18 protein-coding genes are annotated in these 20,736 nt (G+C 56.8%); 12 read left to right on the top strand and 6 right to left on the bottom strand.

Going from position 1 to position 20,736, the window contains the following annotated elements; all coding sequences use genetic code 11:
• Positions 1 to 51: 51 nt before the first annotated feature.
• Positions 52 to 1,761, bottom strand: a complete 1,710-nt coding sequence (gene aceK / locus L8I05_RS01290; protein ID WP_159958788.1) for a bifunctional isocitrate dehydrogenase kinase/phosphatase — start codon at positions 1,759 to 1,761, stop codon at positions 52 to 54.
• A 388-nt stretch (positions 1,762 to 2,149) separates the two neighbouring features.
• On the opposite strand from aceK, the gene L8I05_RS01285 reads away from it, so the two are divergent.
• Together L8I05_RS01285 and L8I05_RS01280 are read left to right on the top strand one after the other, a co-directional pair.
• Entirely contained in the window at positions 2,150 to 3,775 is a 1,626-nt protein-coding gene (locus tag L8I05_RS01285) for a methyl-accepting chemotaxis protein (protein WP_242166948.1), read from the top strand.
• A gap of 64 nt (positions 3,776 to 3,839) precedes the next feature.
• On the top strand, positions 3,840 to 4,736 hold the full coding sequence (locus L8I05_RS01280; protein ID WP_242166947.1) for a DMT family transporter: 897 nt from the start codon (positions 3,840 to 3,842) through the stop codon (positions 4,734 to 4,736).
• Between the two features lie 60 nt (positions 4,737 to 4,796).
• Here L8I05_RS01280 and rfbC read toward each other — a convergent pair whose 3' ends face one another.
• The 4 genes from rfbC to L8I05_RS01260 form a co-directional block, all read right to left on the bottom strand.
• The gene (gene rfbC, locus L8I05_RS01275; RefSeq protein WP_242166946.1) at positions 4,797 to 5,342 is read right to left on the bottom strand and encodes a dTDP-4-dehydrorhamnose 3,5-epimerase; all 546 of its coding nucleotides are present in this window, start codon (positions 5,340 to 5,342) and stop codon (positions 4,797 to 4,799) included.
• Between the two features lie 101 nt (positions 5,343 to 5,443).
• The gene (gene rfbA / locus L8I05_RS01270; protein ID WP_197629765.1) at positions 5,444 to 6,328 is read right to left on the bottom strand and encodes a glucose-1-phosphate thymidylyltransferase RfbA; all 885 of its coding nucleotides are present in this window, start codon (positions 6,326 to 6,328) and stop codon (positions 5,444 to 5,446) included.
• A 2-nt stretch (positions 6,329 to 6,330) separates the two neighbouring features.
• Entirely contained in the window at positions 6,331 to 7,227 is an 897-nt protein-coding gene (gene rfbD / locus L8I05_RS01265) for a dTDP-4-dehydrorhamnose reductase (RefSeq protein ID WP_242166945.1), read from the bottom strand.
• 438 nt (positions 7,228 to 7,665) lie between these two features.
• Positions 7,666 to 8,526, bottom strand: a complete 861-nt coding sequence (locus tag L8I05_RS01260) for a DMT family transporter (RefSeq protein WP_242166944.1) — start codon at positions 8,524 to 8,526, stop codon at positions 7,666 to 7,668.
• Between the two features lie 436 nt (positions 8,527 to 8,962).
• Here L8I05_RS01260 and L8I05_RS01255 point away from each other — a divergent pair, with 436 nt between their 5' ends.
• Positions 8,963 to 9,751: a CPBP family intramembrane glutamic endopeptidase gene (locus L8I05_RS01255; protein ID WP_159958802.1), complete on the top strand. Its 789-nt coding sequence runs from the start codon at positions 8,963 to 8,965 to the stop codon at positions 9,749 to 9,751.
• 22 nt (positions 9,752 to 9,773) lie between these two features.
• Here the strand turns inward: L8I05_RS01255 and L8I05_RS01250 are convergent, their stop codons facing one another.
• Positions 9,774 to 10,148 carry an acyltransferase family protein gene (locus tag L8I05_RS01250; protein WP_242166943.1) on the bottom strand — a complete coding sequence of 125 codons (375 nt, stop codon included), beginning with the start codon at positions 10,146 to 10,148 and terminating at the stop codon, positions 9,774 to 9,776.
• Between the two features lie 466 nt (positions 10,149 to 10,614).
• On the opposite strand from L8I05_RS01250, the gene L8I05_RS01245 reads away from it, so the two are divergent.
• The 9 genes from L8I05_RS01245 to L8I05_RS01205 all read left to right on the top strand — a co-directional run bounded on the left by L8I05_RS01245 (position 10,615) and on the right by L8I05_RS01205 (position 20,713).
• The gene (locus L8I05_RS01245) at positions 10,615 to 11,628 is read left to right on the top strand and encodes a glycosyltransferase (RefSeq protein ID WP_242166942.1); all 1,014 of its coding nucleotides are present in this window, start codon (positions 10,615 to 10,617) and stop codon (positions 11,626 to 11,628) included.
• Complete coding sequence (locus tag L8I05_RS01240) at positions 11,628 to 12,773, top strand: FAD-dependent oxidoreductase (RefSeq protein WP_242166941.1); 1,146 nt, start codon at positions 11,628 to 11,630, stop codon at positions 12,771 to 12,773. The genes L8I05_RS01245 and L8I05_RS01240 overlap by 1 nt, the downstream gene beginning before the upstream one ends.
• 7 nt (positions 12,774 to 12,780) lie before the next feature.
• Complete coding sequence (locus L8I05_RS01235) at positions 12,781 to 13,524, top strand: glycosyltransferase (RefSeq protein WP_242166940.1); 744 nt, start codon at positions 12,781 to 12,783, stop codon at positions 13,522 to 13,524.
• The gene (locus L8I05_RS01230) at positions 13,521 to 14,447 is read left to right on the top strand and encodes an aldo/keto reductase (RefSeq protein WP_242166939.1); all 927 of its coding nucleotides are present in this window, start codon (positions 13,521 to 13,523) and stop codon (positions 14,445 to 14,447) included. The genes L8I05_RS01235 and L8I05_RS01230 overlap by 4 nt, the downstream gene beginning before the upstream one ends.
• A gap of 18 nt (positions 14,448 to 14,465) precedes the next feature.
• Entirely contained in the window at positions 14,466 to 14,855 is a 390-nt protein-coding gene (locus tag L8I05_RS01225; protein ID WP_242166938.1) for a GtrA family protein, read from the top strand.
• A gap of 698 nt (positions 14,856 to 15,553) precedes the next feature.
• Positions 15,554 to 16,555: a GDP-L-fucose synthase gene (locus L8I05_RS01220; protein ID WP_242166937.1), complete on the top strand. Its 1,002-nt coding sequence runs from the start codon at positions 15,554 to 15,556 to the stop codon at positions 16,553 to 16,555.
• Positions 16,556 to 16,609: 54 nt separating this feature from the next.
• Positions 16,610 to 18,553 carry a glycosyltransferase gene (locus L8I05_RS01215; protein ID WP_242166936.1) on the top strand — a complete coding sequence of 648 codons (1,944 nt, stop codon included), beginning with the start codon at positions 16,610 to 16,612 and terminating at the stop codon, positions 18,551 to 18,553.
• Positions 18,550 to 19,380 (top strand): ABC transporter permease, encoded by an 831-nt coding sequence (locus L8I05_RS01210; protein WP_197627181.1) that lies wholly within the window; start codon positions 18,550 to 18,552, stop codon positions 19,378 to 19,380. Before L8I05_RS01215 ends, L8I05_RS01210 begins: the two co-directional genes overlap by 4 nt.
• Positions 19,370 to 20,713 carry an ABC transporter ATP-binding protein gene (locus L8I05_RS01205; RefSeq protein WP_159961590.1) on the top strand — a complete coding sequence of 448 codons (1,344 nt, stop codon included), beginning with the start codon at positions 19,370 to 19,372 and terminating at the stop codon, positions 20,711 to 20,713. Before L8I05_RS01210 ends, L8I05_RS01205 begins: the two co-directional genes overlap by 11 nt.
• The last annotated feature ends 23 nt before the right edge of the window (positions 20,714 to 20,736 follow it).

Here is a 20,736-nt window from a genome sequence, read left to right as displayed (position 1 = left end):
GGCAGAAAAGCAGCTTATCTGGCAGACGGCGATATAAATGTGGAAGCGCGTTTACAGCGGATCTTTGCGCCGGTAAGGGAATACGTCGATGACCTTGCCGGCGCGAATCGCCTCCTGCAGGCCCTTCCAGTAGTCGGCGTTGTACAACTCGCCATGCAGCTCATCGAACAGCTTGCGCTGGCCGGCGTCGGCGAACAGGAACGGCGGGAATTCTTCGGGGAACACATCCAGCGGTCCGATCGAGTACCAGGGCTCCGAGGCCATTTCATCCTCGGGCGTGCGCGGTGCGGGGATGTGGCGGAAGTTGGCCTCGGTGAGAAAGCAGATTTCGTCGTAGTCATAGAACACCACACGACCGTGGCGGGTGACGCCGAAGTTCTTCAGCAGCATGTCGCCGGGGAAGATATTCGCCGCCGCCAGTTGCTTGATCGCCAAACCGTAATCCTCCAGGGCTTCGCGCACTTGGGCGGGGTTGGCGTTGTCGAGGTAGAGGTTGAGCGGGGTCATGCGCCGTTCGGTCCAGCAGTGGCGGATCAGCACGGTGTCGCCCTCCACTTCTACTGTGCCGGCAGCGACTTCCAACAGTTCAGCCAGGCATTCGGGTTCGAACTTGCTCAAGGGAAAGCGGAAATCAGCGAACTCCTGGGTGTCGGCCATGCGCCCGACGCGGTCAACGCTTTTGACCAGGCGATACTTCTCGATCACGGTGGCGCGGTTGACGTTTTTCGACGGTGAAAAGCGATCCTTGATGATCTTGAACACGGTGTTGAAGCCCGGCAGCGTGAACACGCTCATGACCATGCCGCGTACGCCGGGCGCCATGATGAACTGATCATCGGTAGTGGCCAGGTGGTTGATCAGCGCGCGGTAGAACTCCGACTTGCCGTGCTTGTAGAAGCCGATGGAGGTGTACAGCTCGGCGATGTGCTTGCCGGGCAAGATGCGCCGCAGAAAGCCGATGAACTCCGCCGGCACCGGCACATCGACCATAAAGTAGGAACGGGTGAACGAGAAGATGATCGACACATCGGCTTCGTCGGTGATCAGCGCGTCGATCTGAATGCCACGCCCTTCGCGGTGCAGCAGCGGGATCACCAGGGGCCATTGTTCGTCGCGGGTGTAGATGCGCCCGACCAGATAAGCGCCTTTATTGCGGTAGAGCACCGAGGAAAACAGCTCGACGTTAAGGTCCGGGTCTTTGCACACCCAATCGGGCAGGTTCTCGCGCAACTGGGCTTCGAGGCGGCGCAAGTCGGCCGCCAGGTCCGCGTAGGGCTCACTGAAGGCGTAATCGGCAAAGATCTGCGCAAGCATCGCCGCCAGCTCGCCCGCCGGCTTATACACACGGGTTTGCGCCGCACGCGCGCGGCGCAGGCTCGGCCGCGTGGTGTGGATGAACATGCAGCCATCGCTGATCAGGTCATGGCTGAACAGGCCGCAGAAAATCGAGTTGTACCAGGTCTCAGACAATTCATCATCGAGGCGCACGTCGATCAAGCCGATGTACGCGCTCTTGACCAAGGGCCACACGTCGACGTCCAGCAACGCCGCCTCGTCAATGCCAGCCCGCAGGCGCGCCGTCACTTGCGCGACTTTTTCCTCATACAAGTTGATACGCGCGGCCGATGCCGCTTGCCCCTGTTGCCACTGCGCCTGCTCAAACCGTTCGCGAGCGCCCATGGTGATCTGGCGAAAATGCTCACGGTAATCGTCGAAGCCGTCGAGGATCATGCGAGCGATAGCAAGGGCGGACTGCGACATGCGGAAACCTCGAACGGTTGGCTGGAAGCCCTGAGCTTAGCCAGTGAACGCAGGCAGGAGAAGGACGATTTTTCGGGCTGCGTTGTACAACTTTGTTCAAATCGTACATTTACTTTCAATTTTCACAATTCGACCAATCGGTCAGTAAACACACCCCGAAGTCGCACCGACACTCGCCGAAGGCCCGCAATGTCGTGGCCTGACGCTACCACCAGGAAAAACCCGGCTTCGTGTGAATTCACAGCTTATGTAACCGAATTGATACACCGTAAGGGAAACCCCGATTACCACCTTAGTGGCACTTTGATATATAGCGCGCCCTCTCCCACCCTAACAAGGTCTGAAGACCGATCCGGGAACAGGTTCTAATCGCCTAAGGAGCATTAAGATGTCATTGAGGAATATGCGAATCGGTCTGCGCGCCAGTCTGAGTTTTGGGGTTTTGGCCAGCATGCTGGTGATCGTCGGGATGTTTGGCCTCGGCCAGATGGCCAAGCTGCGGGAAAGCGCGCTGATCATCGAAGAATCGTGGATGCCGAGCATCGAGAATATCCACGACGCCGCCGCTTACGTCGCCAGCATTCGCTTGGAAGCGTTACGCCTGGCAACCACCGATGAGTCACGCATTCGCGACAACAGCAAAAGCCTGATCACCCGCCAGAGCACAGAGCTGCAAAGCCTGCTGAAAAACCACGAAGGCCTGACCAGTGGCGATGACGAAGCCGAGCTGTTGAAAAAACTTAAAGGCAACGTGGCGACCTACCTGACCATCGTCGGCCAGATGGTTGCACTGGTGGACAAGGACCAGCAACAAGACGCCATCGACCTGCTCACCAGCCGCCTCGCGCCCCAGGGCTCGGTGCTGAATCAGAGCCTGGAAGACATCATCACCTTCAACCAGAAAGGCGTCCAGGACGCGGCAGATGCGGCCGCAAAGATGTACTCCAACGCGCAATGGGTGGTCGGCCTGATCATCGTCAGTGCACTGATCGCCACGTTATTGCTGGCCTGGTTGCTGACCCGCAGCATCACCACGCCGATTGGCCAGGCGTTGGCCGTGGCGCGCAGCATTGCTGCTGGCGACTTGAGCCAGCCGATTGTGGTCAGCGGGCATGATGAGCCGGCGCAGTTGCTGACCGCCCTGGCCGCCATGCAGGAACAGCTGCAAACCACCATTCGCGGCATCAGCGAATCGTCGCAGCAACTGGCCTCCGCCGCCGAAGAGATGAGCTCGGTGATGGAACAGAGCACCCGTGGCCTGCAGGCGCAGAACGATGAAATCGAACAAGCCGCGACCGCCGTGAACGAAATGAGCGCGGCGGTGGATGAAGTCGCGGGCAATGCGGTGTCCAGCGCCGAAGCCTCCAAGGCGTCCGACGAAGACAGCAAGCACGGCCACTACCAGATCAGCGAAACCATCAGCTCCATCCAGAACCTGGTGGACGAGGTGCTCGGTGCCTCGAACAAGGCCGAAGGCCTGGCGGTGCAGGCCCAGGACATCAGCAAAGTGCTGGAAGTGATCCGCGGCATCGCCGGGCAAACCAACCTGCTGGCACTCAACGCGGCCATCGAAGCTGCCCGCGCAGGCGAAGCCGGGCGTGGCTTTGCGGTGGTCGCCGATGAGGTGCGTTCACTGGCGCAGCGCACCCAGGACTCCACCGAAGAAATCGAGCAGATGATCACCGGCATCCAGCAAGGCACCCAGGACACCGTAGACGCCCTCAACAGCAGCGCCGAACACGCCGGCCAGACCTTGCAACGGGCCAACAGCGCCGGCAGCGCGCTGGAGAAAATCACCGCGGCTATTTCGCAGATCAGCGAGCGCAACCTGGTGATCGCCAGCGCTGCCGAGCAACAGGCGCTGGTCGCCCGTGACGTTGACCGCAGCCTGGTGAACATTCGCGACCTGTCGACCCAAACCGCCGCCGGTGCCACGCAAACCTCGGCGGCCAGCCAGGAGCTGTCCCGCCTGGCGGTGGACCTTAACGGCCTGGTGACGCGGTTTGTCCTGTAATTAGCGATTGTGTCGAGCAGGCCCCTGGGCAACACTCGCCGCCTTATTGATGGAGGCGTGTTTTGTGAGACCTGTCGACACCCTGTACCTGTTGGGGCTGGCTGCCATCTGGGGCGCGAGCTTCCTGTTCATGCGCATTATCGCGCCGGAAATCGGCACGGTGCCGACCGCGTTTTTTCGCGTGTCGATTGCCGCCGCCGGTTTGCTGGTGATCCTCACGCTGATGCGCGTGAATTGGGATTTCCAGGGCAAATTCAAGACCGTCCTGCTGCTGGGGGTGATCAACTCCGGGATTCCCGCGACCATGTATTCAGTGGCGGCCCAAGTGCTGCCGGCGGGCTACTCGGCGATCTTCAACGCCACCACGCCGTTGATGGGCGTGCTGATTGGCGGGTTGTTTTTCAACGAGCGCCTGACGCCGTCGAAAATCGCCGGGGTCAGCCTGGGCTTGTTCGGCGTGGGTGTACTGACCCGCGCCGGGCCGGTGGCGTTTGATCTGGAATTGCTGATGGGCGCGCTGGCCTGCCTGTTGGCCACCACCTGTTATGGCTTCGCCGGTTTTCTCGCGCGGCGTTGGCTGGATCAACGCGGCGGGCTGGACAGCCGGCTCGCTGCGCTGGGCAGCATGCTTGGCGCCACGCTGATTCTGCTGCCGTTTTTTGCCTACAGCGCGATCAGCCATCCGCCGGCGAGCTGGGGTGGCTGGCAGGTGTGGGCGTCATTGCTCGGGCTGGGGCTGCTGTGCACGGCGTTTGCCTACATCCTGTACTTCCGGCTGCTGTCGTCCATCGGGCCGGTCAAGTCGATGACAGTGACATTTATGATCCCGCCGTTCGGCGTGTTGTGGGGCGCGTTGCTGCTGGATGAGCCGTTGTCGATGGCGCATGTGTATGGCGGGGTGTTGATCGCGGGGGCGTTGTGGCTGGTGTTGCGGCCGGGGAAACTGGCCAAGGCGCTGTAGGCGATAACGCCCACACCCCGACCGGTGTGGGCACGCTGTAATGCCTGACAGCCAGGTCAATCAGTCGAAGGTTTCAGCCTGGGCAAAACGGACGGCATTGGTATCTTTGGCCGACAGCGTAGGCGGCCCGGAAATCGGCCACTCGACGGCCACGTCAGGGTCATTCCAGGCAAGGCTGCGCTCATGCTCAGGCGCCCAGTAATCGGTGGTTTTGTACAGGAACTCAGCACTGTCAGACAGCACGACGAAGCCGTGGGCAAACCCCTCGGGTATCCAAAGCTGGGCGCGGTTGCTTTCACTGAGGTACGTACCCGCCCACTGGCCGTAGGTGGGCGAGCTTTTACGCAGGTCCACCGCCACGTCAAAGACTTCGCCCTGTATCACGCGCACCAGCTTTCCCTGGGGCTGTTTGATCTGATAATGCAGGCCGCGCAGCACGCCTTTGGCCGATTTGGAGTGGTTGTCCTGTACGAACTGGACTGGCCTTCCAACCGACTCCTCGAAAACCCGCTGATTGAAACTTTCGAAAAAAAACCCGCGCTCGTCCCCGAAAATTTTCGGCTCAAACAGAATAACGTCCGGGATAGCGAGGGAAGTGGCTCTCATCTTTAGGGTGTCTCCAACAGGTTATCGGGCCAGCTTGGCGGCGCTACGGGTCGCCTGAACCTTAAGGCAGCAACACGGGGCGCCGCGTTCCACCCAGGCCATCAAAAAATCTTGTCATGCAGCAAACGCTTGAGGTATTGGCCATAACCATTTTTGGAAAGCGGCACCGCTAGCCTCTCCAACTGTTCGGCATCAATCCACTTCTGGCGAAACGCAATTTCTTCAGGGCACGCCACTTTAAGCCCCTGACGATGCTCAAGCGTTGCAATGAAGTGGCTGGCCTGCAGCAGCGAGTCATGGGTGCCGGTGTCCAGCCATGCGTAGCCACGCCCCATAATTTCAACCGACAGCTTGCCGCGCTCCATATACAGACGGTTGAGATCGGTGATCTCCAGTTCGCCACGCGGTGAAGGCTTGATGCTCTTGGCCATTTCAACCACGTCCTGGTCATAGAAATACAGGCCGGTGACCGCGTAGTTCGACTTGGGTTGCAGCGGCTTCTCTTCCAGGCTGATCGCCTTGCCCTGGGCATCGAATTCCACCACGCCATAACGCTCCGGATCGGTCACGTGGTAGGCGAAGACACTGGCGCCGTCCTCACGCTGCATGGCGTTCTTGAGCAGCTCATTAAAATCATGGCCGTGGTAGATGTTGTCGCCCAGCACCAGGGCAGAGAGGTCATTACCGATGAAGTCCTCGCCGATGATGAACGCCTGGGCCAGACCATCCGGAGACGCCTGTACCGCGTAGGAAATGTTCAAGCCCCAGTTGCTGCCATCGCCCAGGAGTTGCTCGAAGCGCGGGGTGTCCTGCGGCGTGGAAATGATCAGAATGTCGCGAATACCCGCCAGCATCAGCGTGGTCAGCGGGTAGTAGATCATCGGTTTGTCGTAAACCGGCAGCAACTGTTTGGAAATAGCCAAGGTTGCAGGGTGCAGGCGCGTGCCTGAACCACCGGCCAAAATAATTCCTTTGCGTTTTTGCATAGTCATTTCTCTAGAATTTCTTTAAGCATCCGTGCCACACCGTCTTGCCAGTCAGGCAAGCGCAGTGAGAAGGCATTCTGCAGTTTTTGAGTATTGAGTCTGGAGTTGCCAGGACGTTTGGCCGGTGTGGGATAAGCGGCCGTGGTTATCGCGCCGACGGCGGCCGAAGGGACTTTGAGCACCACGCCTGCCGCCTGCGCCTGCTCGAGTACGAAGCGGGCGTAGCGGTGCCAGGTGGTTTCGCCGGCTGCCGCGAGATGGTAGATGCCGTGCAATTGAGGGTTCAAACGCACCGCACGGATGGCATGTGCGGTGACGTCCGCCAGCAGGTCCGCCCCCGTGGGCGCGCCGAACTGGTCGTCGATCACATTCAGGCTGTCACGTTCGGCGGCCAGGCGCAGCATGGTTTTGGCGAAGTTATTACCGCGCGCCGCGTACACCCAACTGGTGCGCAGGATCAGGTGCGCGCAGCCCGCGTCCTGAATCGCCTGCTCACCTTGCAGCTTGGTCGCGCCATACACGCTCAGCGGGCCCACCGGGTCGCTTTCCTGCCAAGGCGCATCACCTGTGCCGTCGAATACGTAGTCCGTGGAATAGTGCACCAGCAAGGCATTCAGCTTGCGGGCTTCTGTTGCCAGCACCGCCGGGGCCTCAGCGTTAATACGCAACGCTTGATCAGGCTCACTTTCGGCTTTGTCGACGGCCGTGTAAGCCGCTGCGTTGACGATGACCTCAGGCGCAAACCGTTGCACGGTAGCGGCCAGCCCTTGCAGGTCGTTCAAGTCACCGCAGTAGTCGCGGCTTTTGGCGTCCAACGCCAGGACGTGCCCCAAGGGCGCCAGGCTGCGCTGGAGTTCCCAGCCGACCTGGCCATTTTTACCAAGCAGCAGGATTCTCATACAGAGCGCTCGACGTAGAGCTTCGCTACCCGGCCCAATGCCACGTTTGCACCGATAAAACCTGCACTGCCGGTTACCAAAATAGTCATTGAGTTAAATCTTTTCAGTAATGTCGCAAGGATGAGCCAGAAGTGTCCCATCAACGTCCGCCGATTCAAACCGGCCAACCGAAACCCTAGCACTCGTCTGATAAAACCGCTCGCACGATTAACAGGCACGCACCAGCACGTTGCCACTCGCGAAAAACCCTCGACTGAAACCGGCGGCTTCGCTAAGCCCGCCGCCACCTGCAAAGGTGCTTATTACTTCTTTTAAAATAATAACTTACACAATAAAGACCGGAATTATTACAGCATTGCCCTACAGGTACAACACGACCCCAGGCACACCGAGGAGGAATTTCAATGCCTCTCCCCCTCGGCGCTCACGAACGCGCTTTTAGCGTTTGCGGAACACAAACACCAACCCGATGATGATCAAGACCATCCCCAGCAGGCTCAATACCGCGAGCCGATTGCCAAAGATCAGATAGTCCATCACCGCCGTCACTGCCGGCACCAGGTAGAACAAGCTGGTGACATTCACCAGATTGCCTCGGGCGATCAGGCGGTACAGCAACAGTGTCGCCAGCAATGACACCACCAGCCCCATCCACAGCACCGGCAGGTAAAAACCGGCACTGTGCTCAAAGGCAAAGGGTTGGAACGGCACAAACACCGAGCACAGCAGCAGCCCGGCGAAATACTGCACCGGCAGCGTGCCCAGAGGGTTGTCGGTGATGCGCTTCTGCATGATGGAACCGACGGTCATGCTCACCAGCGCCAGCAACCCGAACACCATCCCCGCAAGCGACATACCCGACAGGCCGATGCCTTGGTAGACCACCATGATCAACCCGGCCAGCCCCAGCCCCAGGCCGAACATCCGGCCCCAGGAACGCTGGCGCTCCATCAGCACCACCGTGAGGATCGGCTGCACACCCATGATGGTTGCCATCACACCCGGCGTCACTTTGAGGTTCAGGGCCAGCAGATAGAAAATCTGGTAAGCCCCCAATAACACCAGCCCGGTCGCCGCTGCATACAGCATGGGCTTGCCGGGACGTGGCAGTTTCAGTCTGAGGATCGGCACCAGGATCACCAGGCCCGCCAGGGCAATGGCAAAACGGATCAACAGAAAAGCAAAGGGCGAAGCATGGGCCAGGCCCAACTTGGAGAAAATCGCCCCGCTGCTCCACAACAGGACAAACAGGCTCGTCGAGGCCGCCGCGGCCACGGATTGTTTCGAAAAAACAGACATGGATACCACCTGTCATCAGGCAAAAAGCCGATTCAGCAAACGCTAAAGCTCGAAGGTTTTAGCTCAGTAGGTTTTTTTCAGGCGGGCACAGGGGAACAGCGTTTCGCTGATCAGCCCGAAATGCCAACACCCGGCGGTGATACGAGTGCGTACACCGGCGTGCTACTGACAGGTGGGGGGTATTGACCGATCTGCGCAGGCTGCTGATTTCCGCACGGCACGACCACAGCGTTGAGCGCTGAATCGACTACCGCTATGCGTTGGGAAGCAGGCATGGGCTGATCTTGTGTGAAAGGTAAACGAGCGATGACTATAAACACTCGTCGACATACTTTGCAACGAGCCTCGCCAAGTCCCACCCGCGTGGATGAGTTTTCACTTTGAGGGCCAGGCACGGTCGCTATAATGCCGACCAGTTTTTATCCAAGGATTTCATATGCTCGCTCTGCCCTGGCTGTACCTGGCACTTCTCTCGATTGGCTATGTACTGGCCTTGTCCTACGGGCAACTCGGCGTGCTGGCGGCGGTCTCGGTCGCCCTGCTGCTGATTGCCGGGTACGCCGTGCGCCAGCAACGCACACCGTGGGCGCGCTACCTCGGCCATGGGTTGTTCATCGTCTTGGCCCTGGGCTTGGCGATGCACTGGCTGCCCGGTTTCTACAATGGCCGCGGCATTGACCCGCAGCGTTTTACCCCTGACGCCGTGCCGTTCTCGATGTACCTGAACCAGGACAAACCGTTGATAGGCTTCTGGCTGTTGCTGGCCTGCCCCTGGATCGTGGCGCGGCGTTCACTGCGCCTGACGATTTGCGTCGCGGCGCTGGCCTTGGTCCTGACCGCCGTTGCAGCACTGGGTGGCGCGGTGTTGTTAGGGGTCACCAGTTGGGCACCGAAATGGCCGGAACAGGCCTGGATCTGGGTGCTGAATAATTTGTTGCTGGTGACGCTGGTGGAAGAAGCGTTGTTTCGAGGCTACATACAGGGTGGCTTGAGCCAGCGGTTCAAACATCTGCCCTACGGAGAAAACCTGGCGTTATTGTTGGCATCGCTGTTGTTTGGCCTGGTGCATTTAGGTGCGGGGTGGCAGTGGACGCTGCTGGCGGGCATTGCGGGGGTTGGGTATGGGCTGGCGTATCGGTTTGGTGGGCTGGGGGCGGCGGTTGTCACGCATTTCGGGGTGAATCTGGTGCATTTCGGCTTGTTTGTTTATCCGATGCTGGCTTGAACACCCACCCGCTTATGAACAGTCAAATACGTCCGCTCTGCTCACCCGCCATGATGATCAACGCGGCGCCCAAGCAAGGAATTGCGGCCGCCAGGCCCAGCACAAATAAACACGGCGACGTGAGCGCGGACTTTTTAATGTGCATTGCCGGGAGCGCAATAAGACTGCCGATCAAAAGCTCGAATGCACGAAAGGGCAGAAGGTAGAACAACTCAAGAGGGTTGGCGGACAGTAGTCGCTGCGAGAAAAACAACGAAATAACCAGCATGGAAACAAGCGAGACAGGCAAAAACCGTCGTGAAACTTTTGAACAGGCCAAAATAATCAGGGGGAAGAATATATAAAACTGTTCTTCGATACCCAACGACCATAAATGCAAAAATTGCAGAATCGCCACAGGCGCGCCTCTTTCCAGAGCAGGCCAAGATGCGCATAAACGGCTGAAGGGACACCGCCGCGATGGCCTTAAGCCATAAGCGTCAATGGGTGGGCACACGTACTCGCGGAGCGGCCCTGCGCCTATTGCGGGTAACCCATTAAGCGCCAGCCCCGGCAACCCGGGACAACTACCCGATGACGTCGGGTTTGTGATAATTTCCCGTGCACCTGAACAATCAGCCCCCATTTATGGTCAACGTGACGTTGTCGATGGTTATTTTCGAGACTTGCATCCTGGATACATCGTTGGTGCATCTGCCTTGTAAGGAAGCGTCTGTGTGAGTACCACCTCCCCCGCCACCTTGAGTGTTCCTCTGAATGATAGAGGGTGGCACTTCGCATTTACCGTATCGGCCGGCCTGCCCTGCCCGACAACTTCCACCCTTCATCATTTTCCTTTCAATGAATTGAATGAGCGCCAATAAATGGACTTTTTTCCCTGCTTCCTTTCCGTCGTATTTGTTGTTCGCAACCAATCAAACAATATTGAAAGGTACCTCGCCGACGCCGCAGCTATCATTTCTACCATCGTCAGCGATTACGAATTAATCATTGTCGATAACGCCTCCGATGACGACAGTATTGCGACACTCAAGCGCCTCACTGCGGAAACGGGGCTGGCCAACCTGCAGGTGTACGCACTGACGAAGGAAGTGGATACCGACACCGCGTCCTGGGTAGGCCTGGAAAATGCGCTCGGTGACTTCGTGGCTGTCATTAATCCATTGCTGGATGACATCAGCTTTATTCCGCACATCCTCAAAGAGGCAGCCAACGGTGCGGATGTGGTGTTTGCCAACAATGAGCAAAAGCCATCACAAAGCCTGGCGTACCGCGGCGCAAACGCCATTTTTCACGGGTTATATAACAAACTCAACGGCGTGAACCTGGCCAAGGAGGCGCCGCAATATCGCATGCTCAGCAAACGCGTCATCAACTTTATCCTCCAGCACCCGCAACCGGCACTGACTTATCGCCATCTGCCGGCAACCGGCGGGTTCGCGCGTGCCTACCTCGCTTACAGTGCAGCGCCCAAGGCCTCGCCACCCAAGCGCCTGGGAGAGAGTATCGATCGCGGTATGCGGCTGCTGGTATCGACGACGCGTGCGCCGATGCGCCTGGTGACGTATTTGTCCTTGTTCGGCGCACTCGCGAACGTTGTGTACTCCATCTATGTGCTTGCCGTGGCCGCCCTGAAGCCTGACGTCGCTCCCGGTTGGGTGAGTTTTTCGCTGCAGCAATCGGGGATGTTTTTCCTGATTTCACTGGTGCTGCTGGTACTTGGCGAATACATCCTGAATATGGCCAGCCTGTCGAACGAGGGGCCGCTTTATCATGTAGGCCAAGAGTTCACCAGCGCGCGGATGACGCGCCTGGAGAAACTCAATATCGAAGAAGTCAGTGCCGCCCCCGCCAAGACTGACGACCTCGTTTCCTGATGGAAAATCTCAACCATCAGCAGACTGCCGTTGTGATTGGTGGGGGTTTTTACGGCGCCGCCATCGCCGTTTATCTCGCCAAGCAACGCGGCCTGAAGCGTGTTCTTTTGATTGAACGTGAGCCGGCATTGCTCAGGCGCGCCTCTTACAATAACCAGGCGCGCGTGCACAACGGCTACCACTACCCTCGCAGCTTCACCACGGCTTATCGCAGCCGGGTCAACCTGCCGAAGTTTGTGAAAGACTGGCCACAAGCGATCAAGCAGGACTTCACAAAGCTCTACGCCATCGCCCGGCGCAATTCAAAGGTCACGGCCAGGCAATTCGAACGCTTTTGCAGGGATATTGGTTCAGCTATCGAACCGGCCGCGCCCGAGCTGAAGGCGTTGTTTGAGCCTCGCTTGATCGAAGATGTGTTCCTCGTTCAAGAGTACGCCTTCGACACAACAAAGCTTGCCGACTGGGCTGAACGCGAACTTAAAGAACACGGTGTGCAGGTCCTCTATGAAACCCGAGTGGTGGAAATAAACAGAGCCTCTGACCCTTCAGTGCGGGTCGTCATCGAGGGAAAAGGTGGTCAACAACAACTGATCAGTTGCGACTACCTCTTCAACTGCACCTATAGCGGTATCAATCATTTCACCGGCGATTTCACCGGCGTTCAAACCGGCCTCAAGCACGAAATCACTGAGATGCCGCTGATGTGCATGCCCGCTTCGCTGGAGGGTTTAGGCGTCACGGTCATGGACGGCCCGTTTTTCTCGATGATGCCGTTTCCTGCACGCGGGCTTCATACCTTGTCCCACGTCCGCTACACGCCTCACTTGCACTGGGACGATGAAAAAGGCGTCAACCCCTATGAAAAATTGGGTACGTACGACAAGGCAAGCCGAGTTGATCGCATGGTCAGAGATGTAGGCAGGTACATCCCGGCCGTCTTGAACGCCAGCCACGTCGACTCGTTATTTGAAGTCAAGACGGTACTGACAAAAAGCGAAGGGGACGACGGGCGACCCATCCTGTTCGAAAAGCACGCCTCACTGCCTGGCTGCTACTCCATCCTGGGCGGTAAGATCGACAACATCTATGACGTCCTGGAAAAACTGGACCTCGAAGTTTTCAGCGAAACAGAACCGGACTCTTGAGCACATAATGACTAACACTATCGAAATCACTATCCCGATTCTGAACGAAGAAGCGACCCTCGCCCAGCAGGTCAAGACAGCCCATTCCTACATCCAGGAAAACCTTAAAGACCTCGGCATCATTACCATTACCCTCGCGGACAACGGTTCGACGGACAGCACTCAAGCCATCGGCGAAGCACTCTCCCAAGAGCTGCCCAACGTCAACTACCTGCGTCTTGAAAAGCGCGGTGTCGGCCTGGCCTTGAAATCGTCATGGACCGCGTCCACCGCCGACATCGTGGGTTACATGGACCTTGACCTCGCCACGGACCTCAGCCACCTGCGGCCAGCACTCAGCAGCCTGCTGTCCAATCAAGCCGATGTAGTGACCGGCTCGCGACTGGCCAAAGGCGCGAAGGTTATCGGGCGCACGCCGTTGCGAAATTTCACCAGCGCGTGTTTTAACCGTATCGTGAAGGTCATCTTCAGAACGTCTTTCAGCGATGGCATGTGCGGTTTCAAGTTCCTGCAACGTAGCAAACTTGCCCCGCTGATGGTCGAGGGCGCGCAAAGTGACGGTTGGTTTTTTGCCACCGAAATCCTGGTTACCGCCGAACACCTGAACTACAGGGTGTTGGACCTCCCCGTCACTTGGACCGATGATCCCAACTCCAAAGTTAAAATCATCAAGCTTTCGCTTGAGTACCTGAAGGCAATGTTTGCACTGCGCCAACGACTCCACAATGCCAAGAGCGCGCCCCACTCATGATCAATTTGTCAGCTGACAACAAAACCCTGGTTCTCGGCACGGCACTGTGGGGCTGGGGCATTGACGAAAGCAGCGCACACCAGCTGATTGACACCTTCGTCGCCAAGGGCGGTCGCACGATCGACACCGCGTCGAACTACCCGATAAACAAGCGGCCAGAAGACTTCGGCCTGGCAATACGCTGGATTGAACGCTGGGTGAAATCCAACCCCAATGCGGGTGTGTCCGTCATCGCCAAAATTGGCGCCACTGATAACACCGGCTCTCCCGAGACGGACTTGTCCGCCGCCAACATTTTGTCGTCCGCCAGCGAACTGGCTGATCGGTTGGGAGACGCACTGTCCTGCGTGTCCGTGCACTGGGACAACCGTGGCGCTGAACAGCACGATTTTGTCGACATCGAACAAACGCTGGAAGCCATGGCGACGCTGCATCGTTCCGGCCTGGGCATTGGCTTGTCGGGCATAAAGTTCCCCGAGCTGTACTACAACGCCAGGCCCGACTTGTCTGAACATTGGCTGATACAGGTCAAGGAAAACTTCTCGACGCGCAGTGCGCGCGAAAGCTATCACCCGCACTTTCCCAATGCGAAGTACCTCGCTTACGGTATTAACCTGGGCGGAATAAAAGCCAGCCCGGTGGAAAAGAACAGCTCCGCCGAGTTGAGAAAGATAGTTCACTCTAAAACCCTTATCGAAAAGCTGACGGGTTTCATCGCGTCAACGACTTCCATAGTGCCGCGCCCCAGCAGCTTGAATGACCTGGCCCTGGCGTTCATCTTTGCCAACCCGGCGCTGAGTGGCGTGATTATCGGCCCACGCAACAAAGAGCAATTGCTCAACACGCTGACGTACTGGGACGCGTTGAACAGCACTTTCAATCATGCCGATCACGCAGCGCTTTTAACTTCACTTGCAGACTAAACTCACCACGGGTGAAGCATGATTCAGCTTATAAAATATGCGCTCACGGGCGTCATCAACACACTCGTTGGCTATGGTGTTTTCTGGATACTGTTCACCCAGTTCAACCTGAAGGCCGAATACGCAAATGCCATCGGCTATGGCATTGCGCTTATCTTCGCCTTCGGGCTCAACAAAGTATTTGTATTCAACCAGTCAACCTTTCATCACGGCATGATCCCAAGGTTCATTGTCGCTTTTCTGGCCGCGTTCCTTATCAACCAGGTCGTTCTGATCGGGCTTCACAGGTTTTTGGGGGTTCGAGCTGAAATTGCTCAAATCGTGGCGATGGCGACCTACACGGTCCTCTTCTACATATTGAACAAGCGTTATGTTTTCAACGAGCGTGCCACTCATGGAAACCCCTGACAGAACATCCGCACTCGATAACTGCGAGCCGCTCTGTGGCGGGGCGAACACTGGGCAGTCGTGAGCGCCGCCCTGCCACGGGCGAAAACAAACGTTTACGCGCCGGGCGGCTGAGAGGCTTGATTTAGACGTGTTTTTCGCACACGGTGAACGTGGCGCCTATGTACAAAAATTAATTCAACGCTCCGATTGGCGGAGAGGAAAAAATCCTACCACGTGGTAGTATCGTCCGCATGCATGCCCTGAAGAAGGGCGGTATAGAGGGGCCTGGTCAGTTGACCGCTCGTCGTCAAGGCGCTCCTGAGCGTCAAGGTTAAAATCCATGACGCACTGTTTGTCAGAAATTTCTGAACGAAGGTGCAACCTTTTAACCGACGCTACCTCTTAATACTTCAGCAGGTACGCGAGCTTAGCCATACGGACCATAAAAGAAGCTTGATAGGGCTTGCGAGCCACAAGAAGGCGTTGGCTTTCGAGGACTCATGAGGTCGACCTTCAGCTGAAATTCATCTCCCTATGCGGGTGTATTGTACTTGGGCAACACAGGCGCCACGTTGATTGCACGACCTACAGTAACCGAACACTCCCCCTGAAACAGGAAGCTCGTTTTGGTACTGCGCACTGTTAGGTTGAGCACGACAAAGGGATATGAGGTGAAGGTGATTTTGCGAAGCTTTCTAAACAATTAGGATGATAAAATGTCTGCAACAAACGTCACTGCATCGCTACAGGGCTCTACCTCACGCTTCGCTGGGAAAAAAGTTTGGATTACGGGCCACAGAGGCATGCTCGGTTCAGCTGTAGTGCGAAACTTCCAAGATGAGGATGCCCAGCTGCTTCTGACGTCGCGGGCTGATCTGGACCTTACCAACCAAGCGGCTGTATACGATTGGATGGAAACAAACCGCCCCGATTATATCTTCCACGTCGGCGCCAAAGTCGGCGGCATTCACGCTAATGCAACGTTGCCCGCGTCATTCATTTATGACAATTTAATGATTCAAACAAATGTCATTTCCGGGGCACATAAGTTCGGTACCAAAAAGTTGCTCTTCGTGGCAACAAACTGCACCTATCCCAAGAACGCAGAGCAACCGATTCGCGAGTCCGCGCTGCTCACCGGCCCGCTGGACGACAGCATTCGTGCCTATGCCGTCAGCAAGATCGCCGGGATCGAAATGTGCCGCGCGTACCGCAAACAATACGGTTGCGACTTCGTGTCAATTATCCCACCGAACCTGTATGGCCCCGGCGACAATTACCACTCCCAGCACAGCCATGTAGTGGCCGGCATTCTTCGTCGCACGCATGAAGCCAAAGTGCTTGAGAAGAGCGAGTTTGTCGTATGGGGTGACGGTACTCCGCGGCGCGAACTTCTGCATGTTGACGACCTGGCTGATGCCATGAAGTGCATCATGCTCGCCCCGACCACCGACGACCTCTACAACATTGGCTGCAACCATGACATCGCCATTGCCGACCTGGCGGCGATGATTGCGGAAGTCGTCGGCTATCAAGGCAAAATTGTCTACGACACTGACAAGCCTAATGGCACGATGCGCAAACTGCTGGACAGCAGCAAGGTCCGGGCACTCGGCTGGAAGCCCAACATCACTGAAAAAGCAGGGCTGGAAAGCGCCTACAAAGACTTCCTGGGGCTCCTTGAGTCGCCGACACCCGACGCGCGCATCGATCTCTGATCAAGGCGAAGACAAGACGTCTTCTTTTTTCACCCTACAGTTGGATGCTGTGTAATGAGTAATGATTTCCCTCTGCCCGAGGGCGTATTTGGGCGCTTCGGTGTAGTTAAGCTTTGGCCAGATATCAAAACCGCAGAAGATGAATGTATCGCACGCCTGAAACTGGCGGCCAAAGCCATCGGCGTTGAATGCGTAGAAGTGCATGCCGATGGAGGTCTCGTCTCCGCACCTGACATAAAAGTGTCCAAGACAACCGTCGATTTTGTGATCCATCTGCATTACGACACCCCCAAGCGCTACGACGCATTTTCCTTCGTGGCACTGTGGAACCCGTTGAAGTTCTACCATGAATGGGGCTATCAACGCTGTTCGCGCAACCTGACCACTCACGATGACTTCCTCAGCTGCAGCTCCATTGCCGCCGACGACCATGTCGCGCGTATGGTGCGCGGCTCTACAACGCACTTGCCGGCGCATTTCAAGCTTTACCACTCCACGCCCAAGATCGTCCATGAACCATCCCTGGGCGACGGCAAGCTGTTTTATGCCGGGATCAACTGGGAAGCCATCGTCAGTAGCCGCCAGTCGCGCCAGCAAGAAGTACTCAAGCGCCTGGACCCTACCGGCCTGTTGAAAATTTATGGCCCGACCATTTTCCAGGGCGTGCGCGTCTGGGAGGGTTATCAGAGTTATGTCCGGGAGATTCCATTCGACGGATTCTCCATGATCGACGAGATCGCCAAGGCCGGGGCTGCACTGGTGCTGTCTTCGCAGGCCCACCGCGACTCCGAAATGATGTCCAACCGACTGTTCGAGACCATCGCAGCCGGTACGCTCGTCATCTGCGACGAAAACCCGTTCGCCCGCAAGTTCTTCGGCGACTCGCTGCTCTATATCGACAGCCGCTCGCCAATGGAGCAAATCTACGGCGACATTACCAAGCACCTGAGCTGGATCAAGGACAACCCCGAAGAGGCACTGGCCAAGATCCAAAAGGCACAGGCCATCTTCAATGAGCATTACTCGCTGATTGGCAACCTGAAGGACCTGTACACCGGCCTTAATGAGCGCAAGCGCCAACTGACCGCCCGCCACCTGGGCGCAGACGGTGAGAAAACCCACATCAGCCTCAATTTGCTGATGCTGGACTACTCCACCGCCGCGCTTAAAAAGCACGTGGAAAGTGTCGCCCGTCAAAATTACACCAACTTCACGGCCACACTGGTGATCGACACAGTCGCCGCCAGCAATCTTAGATCAGAAATTTCGCGAATCCTGAGTACCAGCCCTACGCCTATTCACATCAAGGAAGTAGACGGCTACAAATACGGGATTCATCCTGAGATCAAGGCAAAACGTCGGTTGGGCGAAACCCTCAATGAACTGGTCGCCGATGCAGCGCAGTCCGATGCGATCATCTTTGTCGCACCCAATGAGAAATTGCTCGCCAACCATTTGACCGTCCTGGCCGGCGCGCTGCAGAGCAACCCAGAGACGAACTGCGCAGCCACGGCAGTCATCATGGACGACGGGCACTCCCCGGTGCATACCGTGCATGAACTGGTCGACTTTGGTCACGTGGACGCAGCAGGCCCGCCCGGGTACGGCCGCTTCATCTTCCGTACCGCGGCACTTCCTGCCGACCTGGATATTGCGCTGCCTTATCTTGATGGAAGACCGTTGGCTGCCATGGTCAACGGCAGCATCAAACATCTTCTGCCGGCGACGGTCACTTTGGATCTGCGCCAGTCGTTCCCGGAAAGAACGTGGGACGAAGCTGCTGAAACCGAACTGATCAAGGATTTCAATCCTGACGCGCTCAAAGTGTCAGCTGGCTTCTACCTCTCGAATGCACCCGCGCCTGTCTTCATCGAGTCGCCGAAGCGGTCCATTGCCAAGCTGTTTCTCAACAAGACCTGGGTCAAGGCCCAGATCAATGCAATCAGGACCCAAGGTCTCAGCGCGCGCCTCGCCGTATTGAAGCGAAAACTAGGATGAACCCACACGCACCCGCTCCCATTTCGTTGCTTTCATTGCTCAAGAGCGTTTGGGCGAATTGGAATCTGATCCAGCAAATGACCAAACGGGATGTTATCGGACGCTACAAAGGTTCGATGATGGGCATTCTGTGGTCCTTTGCGAACCCGATACTGCTATTGGTCATTTATACGCTGGTGTTTTCAGTCGTATTCAAGGCTCGTTGGGGAACGGACGAGCCGGGGAGCAAAAGTGAGTTCGCGATTCTGCTGTTCACCGGGATGATCGTTCACAGTTTGTTTGCCGAGACCCTGACAAGAGCGCCGACGCTGATACTGAGCAATATCAGCTACGTGAAAAAAGTGGTGTTCCCCCTGGAGATTCTTCCGATTATCGCCATGGGCACCTCTTTCTTTCACGCCCTGGTCAGTATCGGCGTGCTGTTGGTTGCGCAACTGCTGGTTAATGGCGCTATCCCATGGACCGTGGTGTTTTTACCCTTGGTCATAGCACCGCTGATTGTTCTGTCTTTGGGGCTCGCCTGGATACTTGCCTCCCTCGGGGTGTATTTACGCGACGTTGCCCACCCAATCGGCTTGCTGATGACCTTACTGCTGTTTGCCTCGCCCGTGTTTTATCCCATATCGGCCCTGCCGATAGAGATTCAACCGTGGTTAATGCTTAACCCCCTGACCTTCATTATCGAGCAAGCTCGCGGGGTACTGATCAGCGGATCAGTCCCCGACTTTACGGGCCTGGCGATTTATGCGGCGGTTGCAGTAAGCGTTGCATGGGCGGGATACAGCTGGTTCCAGAAGACTAGAAAAGGCTTTGCGAATGTCCTCTAATGAATTCGCGATTCGTGTGGAAGCCGTTTCCAAGCGATTCGAAATATTCGAACACCCGCGTGACCAGCTCAAGCAATTTATTTACCCAAGACTGCGCCGTTTGTTAGGCAGGCAACAGCGCAATTACTTCAAGGAATTCTGGGCTCTTCGCGAGATTTTTCTTGAGGTGCGCAAAGGTGAGTCTTGCGCCATTGTCGGGCTCAACGGCAGCGGCAAAAGTACCCTGCTGCAGATCATCACCGGCACCCTGACCCCCACTACCGGCAAAGTCAGCATTAATGGTCGTGTGGCAGCCCTGCTGGAGTTGGGTTCGGGGTTCAACCCGGAGTTCAGTGGGCGTGAAAACGTCTACATGAACGGCGCACTGCTGGGGTTCAACCGCAAAGAAATCGATGCAAAGATCCCAGACATTGAAGCATTCGCCGACATTGGCGAGCATTTTGATCAGGCACTTTCATCCTATTCGAGCGGCATGCAAATGCGCGTTGCCTTCGCCGTTTCTACGGCGTTCGAGCCCGATATCCTGATCATCGATGAAGCGCTGGCCGTAGGCGACGCCTACTTCCAACAAAAGTGCTTCCAGCGCCTGGAAAGCTTTCGTGAGCGCGGCGGCACCCTGTTGTTCGTGTCCCACGACGCCAACACGGTAAAACACATTTGCAACAAAGCTCTGCTATTAAGTCATGGGCAAACACTGAGCTTTGGCGCGCCCCGCGACGTGATCGACCTGTATCAAGGCCTGGTGGCGAAAAAAACCGATATGAGTGGCAGCCAGGTATCGGTTGACCAGAGCATCGCGCCTTCTACTGAAAGCCTTGAACTGATCGAGCATCCGACGGCGTGGACAAAAGCCACGACCATCACGACCAATGGTGATGCGGAGCTGATCGACTTTTCATTGCTGGATGCGGAGAACCGCCCCGTTACGCACATTGAAAGCGAAACACAGCTGACCGTGCGCTATGTCATAAAGCTGAACAAGGACTTCGAGCGCCCTGCGTATGGGCTCATTGTCAGAGATCGCCTGGGGCGCTCCTTGTTTGAAACCAGCACCTTCGCATTGCAAATGCCCGACGCCCCATGCGCGCGAGGCACCCAGGTTCTGGTGCGGTTCAACCTCAACTTGAACTTGAAAGCCGGTCAGTATTCCTTTTCAGTCGGCGTGGCCAACAAAGGGTTTTCCAGAAGCGAATTTGAAGAATACAGCTTGCTGATGCATGACGTAGAGCAGCTACAAGTCACCGAATCACCACTGGCAGCTTTTTACGGTGGAATTTTCAACATGCACCCAGTCGTATCGGTGGATTTACTGGAAGAAAAGTCTAATGTCTGACCTCACAACGCTGTCCCAGCAGT

Origin of the sequence: Pseudomonas sp. MONT-RG-20F-20-E-7-02 (genome assembly GCF_022662395.1) — a bacterium.
In the GTDB taxonomy this organism is placed as follows: Bacteria; Pseudomonadota; Gammaproteobacteria; order Pseudomonadales; family Pseudomonadaceae; genus Aquipseudomonas.
This window is presented reverse-complemented; position numbering and strand designations above follow the sequence as displayed.